The 11,981-nt window shown below is 63.9% G+C and carries 14 protein-coding genes and 1 pseudogene; 13 read left to right on the forward strand and 2 right to left on the reverse strand.

Annotated features, from left to right (window positions below):
* Positions 1-148: 148 nt before the first annotated feature.
* From tauA to NKH06_RS29930, 9 genes and pseudogenes are all read left to right on the forward strand, one after another.
* Positions 149-1,162 carry a taurine ABC transporter substrate-binding protein gene (gene tauA / locus NKH06_RS29890; protein ID WP_352894928.1) on the forward strand — a complete coding sequence of 338 codons (1,014 nt, stop codon included), beginning with the start codon at positions 149-151 and terminating at the stop codon, positions 1,160-1,162.
* Between the two features lie 116 nt (positions 1,163-1,278).
* On the forward strand, positions 1,279-2,088 hold the full coding sequence (locus NKH06_RS29895; RefSeq protein WP_352894930.1) for a taurine ABC transporter ATP-binding protein: 810 nt from the start codon (positions 1,279-1,281) through the stop codon (positions 2,086-2,088).
* Positions 2,085-2,945, forward strand: coding sequence for an ABC transporter permease subunit (locus tag NKH06_RS29900; RefSeq protein ID WP_023813437.1), 861 nt, complete (start codon positions 2,085-2,087; stop codon positions 2,943-2,945). The genes NKH06_RS29895 and NKH06_RS29900 overlap by 4 nt, the downstream gene beginning before the upstream one ends.
* Positions 2,946-2,974: 29 nt before the next feature.
* Complete coding sequence (locus NKH06_RS29905; protein WP_031213663.1) at positions 2,975-3,160, forward strand: hypothetical protein; 186 nt, start codon at positions 2,975-2,977, stop codon at positions 3,158-3,160.
* 183 nt (positions 3,161-3,343) lie between these two features.
* Positions 3,344-3,628: pseudogene (locus NKH06_RS29910) on the forward strand (GIY-YIG nuclease family protein); the annotation flags it as partial.
* A 260-nt stretch (positions 3,629-3,888) separates the two neighbouring features.
* The gene (locus NKH06_RS29915; RefSeq protein WP_023813434.1) at positions 3,889-4,860 is read left to right on the forward strand and encodes a sulfonate ABC transporter substrate-binding protein; all 972 of its coding nucleotides are present in this window, start codon (positions 3,889-3,891) and stop codon (positions 4,858-4,860) included.
* A 91-nt stretch (positions 4,861-4,951) separates the two neighbouring features.
* Complete coding sequence (gene ssuD / locus NKH06_RS29920) at positions 4,952-6,115, forward strand: FMNH2-dependent alkanesulfonate monooxygenase (protein WP_352794608.1); 1,164 nt, start codon at positions 4,952-4,954, stop codon at positions 6,113-6,115.
* Positions 6,112-6,888, forward strand: a complete 777-nt coding sequence (locus tag NKH06_RS29925) for an ABC transporter permease subunit (RefSeq protein ID WP_023813431.1) — start codon at positions 6,112-6,114, stop codon at positions 6,886-6,888. The genes ssuD and NKH06_RS29925 overlap by 4 nt, the downstream gene beginning before the upstream one ends.
* A gap of 10 nt (positions 6,889-6,898) precedes the next feature.
* A complete protein-coding gene (locus NKH06_RS29930) occupies positions 6,899-7,690 on the forward strand; it encodes an ATP-binding cassette domain-containing protein (RefSeq protein ID WP_352442350.1) in 792 nt (263 codons plus the stop codon).
* A gap of 235 nt (positions 7,691-7,925) precedes the next feature.
* Here NKH06_RS29930 and NKH06_RS29935 read toward each other — a convergent pair whose 3' ends face one another.
* A complete protein-coding gene (locus tag NKH06_RS29935) occupies positions 7,926-8,102 on the reverse strand; it encodes a hypothetical protein (RefSeq protein WP_023813429.1) in 177 nt (58 codons plus the stop codon).
* A gap of 309 nt (positions 8,103-8,411) precedes the next feature.
* Between NKH06_RS29935 and NKH06_RS29940 the strand changes: the two genes are divergently transcribed.
* The 4 genes from NKH06_RS29940 (at position 8,412) to NKH06_RS29955 (ending at position 11,512) form a co-directional block, all read left to right on the forward strand.
* Entirely contained in the window at positions 8,412-8,771 is a 360-nt protein-coding gene (locus tag NKH06_RS29940) for a septal ring lytic transglycosylase RlpA family protein (protein WP_023813428.1), read from the forward strand.
* A gap of 234 nt (positions 8,772-9,005) precedes the next feature.
* Positions 9,006-10,283 carry a polyhydroxyalkanoate depolymerase gene (locus NKH06_RS29945; RefSeq protein WP_023813427.1) on the forward strand — a complete coding sequence of 426 codons (1,278 nt, stop codon included), beginning with the start codon at positions 9,006-9,008 and terminating at the stop codon, positions 10,281-10,283.
* Positions 10,284-10,517: 234 nt separating this feature from the next.
* Positions 10,518-11,135: a transglutaminase-like cysteine peptidase gene (locus NKH06_RS29950; protein WP_031213661.1), complete on the forward strand. Its 618-nt coding sequence runs from the start codon at positions 10,518-10,520 to the stop codon at positions 11,133-11,135.
* 137 nt (positions 11,136-11,272) lie between these two features.
* The gene (locus tag NKH06_RS29955; RefSeq protein WP_023813425.1) at positions 11,273-11,512 is read left to right on the forward strand and encodes a hypothetical protein; all 240 of its coding nucleotides are present in this window, start codon (positions 11,273-11,275) and stop codon (positions 11,510-11,512) included.
* 85 nt (positions 11,513-11,597) lie between these two features.
* Here NKH06_RS29955 and NKH06_RS29960 read toward each other — a convergent pair whose 3' ends face one another.
* Entirely contained in the window at positions 11,598-11,966 is a 369-nt protein-coding gene (locus NKH06_RS29960; RefSeq protein WP_013528719.1) for a helix-turn-helix domain-containing protein, read from the reverse strand.
* Positions 11,967-11,981 lie beyond the last annotated feature (15 nt).

The following is an 11,981-nucleotide window of genomic DNA, read 5'->3' on the forward strand; positions in this document are numbered from 1 at the left end:
TGCAGCCGCCCTATCCGCCTCGCCACCCCACCATCGACAGCTTTTTTCTAACAAGCTCGCCTTGGTTGGAAGGATTTAACTCTACAAGAACGATAGAATTAGCTGACTATCATGAGGCATTCCGATTTTCTCTTTTCAGGAGCCCTTCATGTCCACGATTTCGCGACGCATTGTTCTTCTCTCGTCCGCCGCACTAGCCGGCGCCGCCTTCCTCGGCCCTGCCCTTGCCGACGACCTCAAGATCACCATCGGCTACCAGACAGTGGTCGAACCCTCGAAAGTGCCGCAGGCCGACGGCGCCTATGAAAAGGCGACGAAGGCCACCATCGACTGGCGCAAATTCGATTCCGGCGCCGATGTCATCGCCGCGGTCGCTTCCGGTTCGGTCGATATCGGCTATGTCGGCTCGAGCCCGCTGGCGGCGGCGGCGAGCCGCGAGCTGCCGATCCAGACCATCTTTATCGTCGGCCTGATCGGCGAATCCGAGGCGCTGGTGGCGCGCAACGGCGCCGGCATAGAGAAGGTCGCCGACCTTGTCGGCAAGAAAGTCGCCGTGCCGTTCGTCTCGACCACGCATTACAGCATGCTCGCCGCGCTGAAGCATGAGGGCGTCGATCCGAAGTCGGTCGAGATCCTCAATCTCAGGCCACCGGAAATCGCGGCGGCCTTCTCGCGTGGCGACATCGACGCGGCCTATGTCTGGGATCCGGCGCTCGGCCAGATCAAGACGACCGGCAAGGTGGTGGTGGATTCCTCGCAGGTCGCCGCCTGGGGCGCGCCAACCTTCGACGCCTGGATCGTGCGCACCGACTTCGCCGAAAAGAACCCCGAGGCAGTACGCGATTTCGTCAAGGTGACGGGCGCGGCCTATGCCGAGTTCCTGGCCAAGCCCGACGCCTGGTCGGTGTCGTCGCCGCAGGCGGCCGCGATCGCCAAGATCACCGGCGCCAAGCTGGAAGAAGTGCCGCAGTTGCTCAAGGGCTATGTCTTCCCGACGCTCGAAGAACAGGCCTCCGACAAATTCCTCGGCGGCGGCACGGTCAAGGCGGTGGAAGCGACATCCGCCTTCCTCAAGGAGCAAGGCAAGATCGACGCCGTGCTTCCCGACTATTCGAAATACGTGTCGTCGAAATACGTCACAGAGGCGCTCGCCTCGAACTGAACGCCTGACGCCAAACGAACGCGCGCGGATCTTCTTCCCTGACGCCGCGTGCTGACTGCCCCGGAACCGCTGACGAGGGCCGGGGCAGTCGGATTTCAACGAACCGCGAGGCATCCATGCCGCATCTCGTACTGGACCCCCATCTTGTACTGGACCCCCATCTCGTACTGGACAAGGTCTCGATCCACTATGACGGCCAGGCGGAGCCTGCCGTCGAACGGGTGTCGATCGATGTCGCCAAGGGCGATTTCGTCGTGCTGGTGGGCCGTTCCGGCTGCGGCAAGACCTCGCTGCTCAACCTCGCCGCCGGCCTTGTCGCGCCGGCGCACGGGCGCGCCTCCATCAACGGCAAGCCGATCACCGCGCCGGGCTCGGACCGGGCGGTGGTGTTCCAGAACGACGCGCTGTTCCCATGGCTGACGGCGCGCGAAAACGTTGCCTTCGCGCTCAGGCTGCGCGGTGTCAGGCCAGCCGAGCGGGCCCAGCGCGCCGATGAGTTGCTGGCGCTGGTGAAGCTCACCGACGCCGGCGACAAGCGCATCTGGGAGCTTTCCGGCGGCATGCGCCAGCGCGTCGGCCTGGCCCGGGCGCTCGCCGCCGAACCCGAATTCCTGCTGCTCGACGAACCGCTCGGCGCGCTCGATGCGCTGACGCGCGAACGCATGCAGACGACGCTGCTCGATCTGTGGACGGCAAGCGAGGTCGGCGTGCTGATGGTGACGCATGGCATCGAGGAGGCGCTGGTGCTGGCCACCCGCATCGTCGTGCTGGCGCCCGGGCCGGGCCGCGTGGTGCGGACTTTTGAACCCGGCTTCTCCAGGCGCTACGCGTCTGGCGAAGCCATTCGCACGATCAAGGCCGATCCGATTTTTTCCGAAGCCCGCGCGGACTTGACCGATGCGATCTTCGAAGGAGAAGCGGCATGACCGTTACTTCTTACACGGAGCGACCGGGACACAAGATCGACGAGGCCGACGGCCTGTCGGTGCCATGGTCGCGACCCAGCCCCAAGCGTAAAGGCGTTTCGGCCCGCGCGGTCAGCGCTGTCACCATCCTGGTGGTGCTGGCGCTGTGGGCGCTGTCGGCCCGCCTGCAACTGGTGTCGCCAGTGTTTCTGCCATCGCCTGCCGCCGTGTGGAACAAGTTCATCACCGTCGCTCGTGACGGCTTCGTCGATGCGACGCTGCTGCAGCATGCCGTCGCCAGCCTGTGGCGGATATTCGCCGCGCTGGTCGCCGCCATCCTCATCGGCGTGCCGGTTGGGCTCGCCATCGGCATCAGCACGATCGGGCGCGGCATCTTCGATCCGCTGCTGGAATTCCTGCGGCCGATCCCGCCGCTCGCCTACCTGCCGCTGGTCATCATCTGGTTCGGCATCGGCGAGCCGTCGAAGATCCTGGTGATCGCCATTGCCATGCTGGCGCCGGTGGCGCTGTCGACCGCGTCCGGCGTTCGCGGCGTCTCGCAGGAGCGCATCAATGCGGCGCGCTCGCTGGGTGCTACCCAGCGCCAAGTGGTCCGCCACGTCATTCTGCCCAGCGCGCTGCCGTCGATCCTGACCGGACTGCGCATCGCGCTCGGCGCCGGCTGGTCGACGCTGGTCGCCGCCGAACTGGTGGCGGCGACACGCGGGCTTGGCTTCATGATCCAGTCGGCCGCCCAGTTCCTCGTCACCGACGTGGTGGTGATGGGCATATTGGTGATCGCGGCCATCGCCTTCGTGCTCGAATTCACCATCCGCAGGATCGAGCGCGTGCTCGTCCCGTGGGCGGGACGCGAATGATCGAAGCCCAGAGGAGCAGGAGAATGACGATGACCCATTCCACCGCCGTGCTGTTCGCCCAAGCCGGTAACTGGCTTCTCGCCTGGACCAGGGAAAGCCAGCCGCTTGAACAGCAACTGAAATCGCCAACGCCGGTCCGCTGGGACGCCGAGCGCGACCGCCTGCCGCCACGCGACGAGAGTTTTTACTGGGCTTGGCAGTATTGGTCGCAGTGAAGGGGGCGGGGCACGACTTGTGTCACGAAGACGGCTTAACTTAAGCTTCGTCATCCTAGGGCGAAGCAAGGAGCGAAGCGACGCGGCGCAGACCCTAGGATCCATGCCGTGACGGTGGTCGTAGAATGCGGCGGATCAGAAATGTCGCTTTGCACGCCAACTCACGCGGGCTACCCTTCAACCATGACCGGCTATGCCTACATGACCGCGAGTCAGAAGCGCGGTACGATCTACATCGGTGTCACCAACGACCTCGGCCGCCGCGTACCCGAGCACAAGTCCGGCCAAGGCTCAGGCTTTACCAGTCGCTACGGCGTGCAACGCCTTGTCTGGTACGAAGAGTATTTCGACATTACCGACGCCATCCAACGTGAGAAATCACTGAAGCGCTGGCCACGACAATGGAAGATCGAGCTGATCGAGAGGGCCAATCCGGAGTGGTTCGAGCTCTTTCGTGGAACCGGCTGGTCGGCGCTCGGTTCCTTGCACCGCCGGAGCATAGCATCACCGTCACGGCCTGGATCCTAGGGTCTGCGCCGCGTCGCTTCGCTCCTTGCTTCGCCCTAGAATGACGAAAGCTGGGGCTGCCTGCAGAAAACAAATCCGCGCTTCAAGTCCATCTCGCAAAATTATTCCTCTACTAAATTTATAGAACTACCTAGCCTGATCCATCTTCCAACCGGCGAGGCCATTTCCCGGCGCCGATCCGCAGCGAAGGAGAGGGATCAATGTTCAATCTGACCAAGCCTTTCAATCTGACGAGACGTGTTTTCGGCATCGGCCTGCTGGCGGCTACGGTTGTCCTGTCATCCGGCGCCACAGCGCAGGAGCTGAAGCAGCTCAGCATCGGCTATCAGAAGACCGGCCTGCCGGTGATCGCCAGGCAGCAGCAGGTGATCGAAAAGGCACTTGAAGACAAGGGCGTGACGGTCAAATGGGTCGAGTTCACCGCCGGGCCGCCGCTGGTCGAGGCGCTCAATGTCGGCGCCATCGATGTCGGCTGGACCGGCGACGCACCGCCGATCTTCGGCCAGTCGGCCGGCGCCAACATCGTCTATGCGGCGGCACTGCCGTCGAATGGCGACGGCGAGGCGATCTTCGTCAAGCCGGCGTCGCCGATTCAGTCGGTCGCCGATCTCAAGGGCAAGCGCGTCGGTGTCGGCAAGGGCACCAGCGCGCATAATCTGCTTGTCGCCGCACTGGAAAAGGCCGGTATTCCGTTCGACCAGATCACGCCGGTCTATCTCAGCCCGGCGGATGCAGCCGCAGCCTTCGCCAGCGACCAGATCGATGCCTGGAGCGTTTGGGATCCGTTCTTCGCCATCGCCGAAACCCGCTACCAGCCGCGTGTGCTGGCTCGCTCCAGCGAGGTGCTCAAGGTCAACACCTACTTCCTCGCCAACAAGGATTTCGCCAAGGCGCACCCCGAAACCATCACCACGACGATATCGGCCCTTGGCGAGGCGGCGAAATGGGCCGACCAGAACCGCGACGAGGTGGCCGCGGCGCTGCATGAGGTGACCGGTGTGCCGCTCGACGCGCAGATCATCGCCGCCAACCGCACCAAGTTCGGCATCTTTCCGATCACCGACGAGATCATCGCCGGCCAGCAGGCCACCGCCGACCGCTTCTATAAGCTCGGGCTGATCCCGAAAGCGGTCCGCATCTCCGACGCGGTGTGGACAGCACCCGGCAACTAACTTGTCCCCTGACGGCGCCGGGTGAGAACGCCCGGCGCCCTTTGCGTTTGCACCCATATCTCCAGGAGATCCGCCCGTGACTGTGCCAGACATGACCGCGCCTGCCAGCACCGCACCGCTCGATTTCTTCTGGTTCATCCCGACGCATGGCGATGGCTCCTATCTCGGCTCCGAGGAGCAGCAGCGGCCGCCTGAATTCGGTTACTTCAAGGAGATCGCGCAAGCGGTCGACCGGCTCGGCTTTCCCGGCGTGCTGCTGCCCACGGGTCAGAACTGCGAGGATTCCTGGATCACCGCGACAGGTCTCGCGACGCTGACCGAAAAGCTGAAGTTTCTCGTTGCGCTGCGGCCGGGCGTCACGCTGCCGACTTTCGCCGCGCGCCAGACCGCCGCCCTCGATCGCTTGAGCAATGGCCGCCTGCTGCTCAATGTCGTGGTCGGCGGCAACCCGACCGAGCTCGCCGGCGACGGCGTCTTCCTGCCGCATGACGAGCGCTATGCCCAGGCGCATGAGTTCCTGACCATCTGGCGCGGCCTGGTGTCGGGCCAGCGGGTCAATTTCGACGGCAAATATTACCGCGTCGAGAGTGGCCGCCTCGACCTTCTGCCGCACCAGGAGCGGCCGCCGCTCTATTTCGGCGGGTCGTCGGACGCAGGCCAGGACCTCGCCGCCGACCTCGTCGACATGTATCTGACCTGGGGCGAGCCACCGGCGCAGGTTGCCGAGAAGCTGGCCGCGGCGCGCGCAAAAGCGGCACTGCGCGGCAGAAAACTACGTTTCGGCATCAGGCTGCATTTCATCGTCCGCGAGACCGAGGACGAAGCCTGGCGCGCCGCCGACCGGCTGATCAGCCATGTCACCGACGCCCAGATCGAAAATGCGCAGGCGCGCTTCCTCAACCAGATGGATTCGGTCGGTCAGCGCCGTATGGCGCAATTGCATGGCGGACGCCGTGACAGGCTGGTCGTCTCGCCCAATCTGTGGGCCGGTGTCGGGCTGGTGCGCGGCGGCGCCGGCACGGCGCTGGTCGGCACGCCCGAACAGATCACCGAGCGCATCCGGGAATACCAGGCGATCGGCATCGATACCATCATCGGCTCGGGTTATCCGCATCTCGAGGAAGCCTATCGCGTCGCCGAGCTTCTGTTCCCGAAACTCGGGCTCGGCACCAGGCGGCAGCGGGCGCATGAGAACATCGCCAACGAATTCTCGGTCGGCTTCCATGGAGCCAACCGCCTGCAGGCTTCGTCATGAGCTTTTCCACACGCCTGCATAACAATGCCATAGGCTGGCTGCTCCCGGCGCTGGTTATTGCCGGCTGGGAGGTTGCCAGCCGCGCGGGCGTCATGCCCGCCAACGTGCTGCCGGCGCCGAGCGCGGTGGCCGAAGCCTTCTGGCGGCTGACGCTGTCAGGCGAACTGATCCGCAACATCGGGGTCTCGACCGCGCGCGCCCTTGCCGGCTTTGCCGTCGGCGGCTCGATCGGCTTTGCGCTTGGCCTTGCCAACGGGCTGTCGACGCTCAGCCGCGGCCTGACCGACACGACGCTGCAGATGATCCGCAACATCCCGCACCTGGCGCTGATCCCGCTGGTCATCCTGTGGTTCGGCATCGACGAGGAAGCCAAACTGTTCCTGGTGGCGCTTGGCGTGTTCTTTCCGATCTACGTCAACACGCTGCTCGGCATCCAGAGCGTCGACCCGCAGCTGGTCGAGATGGGCCGCGTCTACGGCATGGACCGACGCGCCCTGTTCTTCCGCGTCATCCTGCCCGGCGCGCTGCCGGCGATCTTCGTCGGCCTGCGCTATGCCCTGGGCATCATGTGGCTGACGCTGATCGTCGCCGAAACCATCTCGGCCAGCTCCGGCCTCGGCTACATGGCCATGCAGGCGCGCGAATTCCTGCTGATCGACGTCGTCGTGCTGTCGATCCTGATCTACGCGCTGCTCGGCAAGCTCGCCGACAGCCTCGCCCGCCTGCTCGAGCGGCTGTCGCTCGGCTGGCATCCGGCCTTCCAGAACGGATGAGAGATTGCCCATGACCGCCGCCAGCCTGACCGCAGCCCGTTCCTTCGTCGCCACGCCGGTGCGGCCGATCGGCTCCGTCGAAGGGCAGCGGGCCTTTGCCTTCAGGCAAGCCGGCAAGCGCTTCGGCGACAAGACCGTGCTCGACGGCATCGACCTGGACGTGCCGGCCGGGCAGTTCCTTGCCGTCATCGGCAAGAGCGGCTGCGGCAAGAGCACGCTTTTGCGGCTTCTGGCCGGGCTCGACCGGCCGACATCGGGATCGCTGACATTCGGCGTGGCAGAGGAAGGACACAGCCGCACGCGCTTCATGTTCCAGGAGCCACGGCTCCTGCCCTGGGCCAGCGTGGTGAAAAACGTCGAGGTCGGGCTGACCGGGATTGCTTCCGGCGCGGAGGCAAGGCAACGCGCGCTCGACATTCTCGGCGAGGTCGGGCTTGCCGATCGGGCCGACGAATGGCCTTCGGTGCTGTCCGGAGGTCAGAAGCAGCGCGTGGCGCTGGCCCGCGCGCTGGTCGGCCACCCGCAGATCCTGGCTCTCGACGAGCCGCTCGGCGCACTCGACGCCCTGACCCGCATCGAGATGCAGCAGCTTCTGGAACGCATCTGGATCGCGCAGAAGTTCACGGCTGTGCTGGTCACGCATGATGTCGCCGAAGCGGTCGCGCTGGCCGACCGGGTCGTGGTGATCAGCGAAGGCCGGATCGCGCTTGATCTGGATGTGCCCGTGGAACGGCCGCGCCGGCGCGGTTCGGTGGAGTTGGCCCGGCTGGAGGGCAAGATTCTGGATCGGCTGTTCGGGTAGCTTTTTGACGATATACAACATTTGGGGCGTCGGCGGGACAGCGCGCCCCTCTGCCCTACCGGGCATCTCCCCCTCGAGGGGGGAGATTAGCAGCTTCGGCCTCGCTGCCCTCTTTCAATGATGAAGATTAGCGAAAGCAGTGATGACGGCCAATCTCCCCCCTCGAGGGGGAGATGCCCGGTAGGGCAGAGGGGGGCGCCACAGATCGCCGCCCCTCGTTCTACAGCTCACACCCCTACCGGTTCGCCCACACCAATCCCACCAGCCCGACCAGCATGGTGACGACGCCGATATAGAGCCATTGCGACTGGCCGGTCATGAAGCTGCCGCCGACCACGCCGATGCCTTGCAGCGACCACAGCGCGCCGACGGCAAGCACAATCAACGCCAGCAGATTTTTCGTCAGCCTCATTGCAGGATCTCCCTTTTGAAGTCGATTGGCTGCAGCATCGGGGCCGCGATAAAAGAGCCGAAGGAAGTGGCCCGTCCGTGCCGGACTCTACTTGGATATTAATGTTCGATCTTGTCAAACGGATGCCTGGCAGCAGGACAAAGATCATCATTGATTGATCATCGCGCGGCGGAAAATCCCTGACAGACTGTTACTCAGCGACTCCAAACGTGTGCCATTGCCACGGAACCGCCAGATGACTGCCGCATTTCGCGCCTTATTTGGCACCTAACGGCTGGGGTCTGTCAAAAACGGAGCCATCCCCCAAATATGAAGAACCCAAAACAGACCGCGCTTGTCGCGGTAACGATCGCTGCTGGCCTCATGGTCGGCGCTTCTTCGGCGACCGCCGCCGCCCAGTGCGGCCGCGCCTCATGGTACGCCCTGCACTCCAAGACCGCATCGGGCGAGCGCATGAACCCGTCAGCGCTGACCGCCGCGCATCGCACCTTGCCTTTCGGCACCAAGCTCAGGGTGACCAACAAGAACAACGGCCGCAGCGTCGTCGTGCGCATCAACGATCGCGGTCCGTTCATCAAGGGACGCGTGCTCGACCTGTCGAAGGGTGCGGCCGGCCAGCTCGGCTTCATCGGCTCCGGCCATACTTCCGTGTGCATGGCGCGCGTCTAGAGTTTTCTGTGTCCGGCAACATAGGCCGGACACATTGCCTACACATTTCGCAGTCGCACACTGAGCCGGCTGGCACCGTTCGGCCCCGATTTCCACGGTCTTGAACCAAAGAAGCATTGGTCACGCCGCGTGACGTATTGCATCGCAGCAATTAGTTGTTAACTTCCCCGCGAGACATCTAGGGCTCGGCGCGGCTCGTCGTCCCTTCGGTCGCAGGCAGCAGCGGGGTTCTCGATGTTCTACCAGCTCTATGAGATGAACCACGCGGCCCTGCAGCCGGCGCGCCTCTATGCCGACGCGGTGCGGATGTTCTACTCCAATCCACTCAATCCGTTTTCCCACACGCAATGGGGCCGTTCGATCGCGGCGACGGCCGAACTGTTCGAGCGCACCACGCGCCGCTACGGCAAGCCGACCTTCGGCCTGACCAAGACCGTGGTCGACTGGAAGAGCGTCGAGGTCACTGAAAAGACCGTCTGGTCGAAGCCGTTCTGCAATCTCGTCCGCTTCGAGCGCACGGTCCCCGCCGGACGCAAGCCCGATCCGAAGCTTCTGATCGTGGCGCCGATGTCGGGCCACTATGCGACGCTGCTGCGCGGCACGGTCGAAGCCATGCTGCCCTATGCCGACGTGCACATCACCGACTGGGTCGATGCCCGCATGGTGCCGCTTGCCGACGGCCAATTCGATCTCGATGACTACATCGACTACGTCATCGACATGCTGCACACGCTGGGGCCGGACACGCATGTGATGGCGGTGTGCCAGCCTTCCGTGCCGGTGCTGGCCGCCGTGGCGCTGATGGAAACGAAGGGCGACCCCTTCGTGCCCTCGACCATGACCTTGATGGGCGGCCCGATCGACACCCGCAGCAACCCGACCGCGGTCAATCTGCTGGCGCAGGAAAAGGGCATCGACTGGTTCCGCGACAATGTCGTGATGCATGCGCCCTGGCCGGTGCCGGGCTTCGGCCGCGAGGTCTATCCAGGCTTCCTGCAGCTGTCCGGCTTCATGAGCATGAACCTCGACCGCCACATCATCGCCCACAAGGACTTCTTCATGCATCTGGTGAAGCATGATGGCGACAATGCCGAGAAGCACCGTGATTTCTACGACGAGTATCTTGCTGTCATGGACCTGACGGCGGAGTTTTATCTGCAGACCGTCGACACGGTCTTCGTGCGCCAGGCCTTGCCCAAGGGCGAGATGACGCATCGCGGCACCAGGATCGATCCGTCGGCGATCCGCAACGTCGCGCTGTTCACGGTCGAAGGCGAAAACGACGACATATCGGGCCTTGGCCAGACCAAGGCGGCGCATGATCTGTGCCCCAACATCCCGGCAGACAGGCATGCCCACTACATGCAGCCGGCGGTTGGCCATTACGGCGTGTTCAACGGTTCGCGCTTCCGTTCCGAAATCGTGCCGCGCATCGTCGACTTCATCACCAGCTATGGCCGCCAGGAGCGTGTCGCGGTGAAACCGAAGCTGGTCCGCGCCGCCAAGAGATAATGCAAGGCCGCCCAAAATTGCGGGTTTTGGGACGATGACCTGCATAAACCAAGCTTAACGGCGATAAACCGTGAAATTGAACGGTAAAAGCCGGCTGGCTGGCCGATTCTGTTGCACAAGTGCCGCTGTCCAGCCCCTCGGGTAACCATGCCGACAATCCGACCGTCGTCGTAATTGACACGGACTGTAAATCCCCCTTAACCTTTCGTTAATAACAAAGGGTGAGCGGGGACAATGATTTCCTCATCGATGGCGCGACGGCTGCGCGTGTATGTGGCGGCCGGGCTGGCAATGACGGCGGGCTGGGCGGCACCGGCTTTGGCGGGTGGAGCGATGGCGACCGGGGGGCTCACCTCGCAGCCGATCGGCCACTATGATTTCTGCAAGCTGCATCCGGGCGAATGCTCGATCCGCCCGACCAATCTGGCGCCGGCCACGATGAGCGACGGGCTGATGCGCAAGCTTCTCAATGTCACCGCCAGGGTCAACGCCGCCGTCAAGCCGATGAGCGACATGGATATCTACGGCAAGGACGAGGTCTGGGCCTATCCCGACAAGGGCGTCGGCGATTGCGAGGACTATGTGCTGGAAAAGCGGCGCCAGCTTTCGCGCATGAGCATCTCGCTTGCCGATCTTCTGATCACCGTCGTGCGCAAGCCCGACGGCGAGGGTCACGCCGTGCTGACGGTGCGCACCGACGAGGGCGACTATGTGCTCGACAATCTGACCGACAAGGTCAAACCATGGGACGCGACCGGTTACCGCTTCCTCAAGCGGCAGGCGATCGACAACACCGGGCGCTGGGTCTCGATCCGCGGTGGCCAGCAGGTTCTGGTGGGCGCGGTGCAGTAGCTTCTGCACGAACAGGGCGGCATCGGCGATCCTTGGCGCCGCGCGCATCCTCTAATAATCTCGCATCTCTCCGTGAACCATTTCGCTCCGGCCTGCGACACACAGCCGTGAACCGAAACCAACCATGGAGACTTCAGATGACTGCTTTTCTGCGAAATACCCTTCTTGCCGCTCTCGCGGTGTCGAGCATGGCCGGATCCGCCATGGCCGATCAGACCACCACCAGCTGTGCCAAAACCAACCTCAACGACCTCTGGGCCGGCCGCTGTTGCGGTGATGCCGGGGCGTCGGACTGCCTGGGTGGCGGAAACAATGGCCATGGCGGCAATGGCGATCACGGCCGGGGCGGAAATGGCGGCACGGCCGGCAAGAAGTGATCTCACCACTGTGCCCGCTGGCGGTCCGCCGGCGGGCAGTTTCCTTCTGAAGCAGGCGAACTTGCATCACGCTCGGATCGTCGGACTACGGCCGCTGGTTTAACGCCGCGCGGATCGATGCGGTGATGCGGCGGAGCTCGGTTTCGTCGAGTTTCTCGATGTTTTCCGCCAGCAGATTGGCAAGCTCGGTGGCGGCGGGGGAAAGACCCGACGTGTCGAGTTTTACACGCGGATGCGAGGCCTCGGCCAGCCGCGCCAGTTCCTCGGCATCGTCCCAGATGATGTTGAAATAGCCGATGATCTTCTGGATCAGCGTCCAGGTCGGGGCACCGCGCCTGCCATGTTCGAGCGCCGACAGATAGGCGGCGCTGACGCCGATCGCCGCCGCCATGTCCTTCTGGCGGACACCGCGTTCGCTCCTAAGCGTCCGCAGCTTCTCTCCGAACGGGGTCATGTCCCCACCCTCATG

Source organism: Mesorhizobium sp. M1342 (assembly GCF_040317955.1).
In the GTDB taxonomy this organism is placed as follows: Bacteria; Pseudomonadota; Alphaproteobacteria; order Rhizobiales; family Rhizobiaceae; genus Mesorhizobium.

Bases quoted from the DNA above. Each gene is read 5' to 3' on its own strand.
- NKH06_RS29960 (WP_013528719.1), bottom strand. From the start codon at position 11,966: ATGACCCCGTTCGGAGAGAAGCTGCGGACGCTTAGGAGCGAACGCGGT.
- NKH06_RS29915 (WP_023813434.1), top strand. From the start codon at position 3,889: ATGTTCAATCTGACCAAGCCTTTCAATCTGACGAGACGTGTTTTCGGC.
- NKH06_RS29930 (WP_352442350.1), top strand. From the start codon at position 6,899: ATGACCGCCGCCAGCCTGACCGCAGCCCGTTCCTTCGTCGCCACGCCG.
- tauA (WP_352894928.1), top strand. From the start codon at position 149: ATGTCCACGATTTCGCGACGCATTGTTCTTCTCTCGTCCGCCGCACTA.
- NKH06_RS29905 (WP_031213663.1), top strand. From the start codon at position 2,975: ATGACCCATTCCACCGCCGTGCTGTTCGCCCAAGCCGGTAACTGGCTT.
- NKH06_RS29945 (WP_023813427.1), top strand. From the start codon at position 9,006: ATGTTCTACCAGCTCTATGAGATGAACCACGCGGCCCTGCAGCCGGCG.
- NKH06_RS29955 (WP_023813425.1), top strand. From the start codon at position 11,273: ATGACTGCTTTTCTGCGAAATACCCTTCTTGCCGCTCTCGCGGTGTCG.
- NKH06_RS29895 (WP_352894930.1), top strand. From the start codon at position 1,279: ATGCCGCATCTCGTACTGGACCCCCATCTTGTACTGGACCCCCATCTC.
- NKH06_RS29940 (WP_023813428.1), top strand. From the start codon at position 8,412: ATGAAGAACCCAAAACAGACCGCGCTTGTCGCGGTAACGATCGCTGCT.
- NKH06_RS29935 (WP_023813429.1), bottom strand. From the start codon at position 8,102: ATGAGGCTGACGAAAAATCTGCTGGCGTTGATTGTGCTTGCCGTCGGC.
- NKH06_RS29950 (WP_031213661.1), top strand. From the start codon at position 10,518: ATGATTTCCTCATCGATGGCGCGACGGCTGCGCGTGTATGTGGCGGCC.
- NKH06_RS29900 (WP_023813437.1), top strand. From the start codon at position 2,085: ATGACCGTTACTTCTTACACGGAGCGACCGGGACACAAGATCGACGAG.
- NKH06_RS29925 (WP_023813431.1), top strand. From the start codon at position 6,112: ATGAGCTTTTCCACACGCCTGCATAACAATGCCATAGGCTGGCTGCTC.
- ssuD (WP_352794608.1), top strand. From the start codon at position 4,952: ATGACCGCGCCTGCCAGCACCGCACCGCTCGATTTCTTCTGGTTCATC.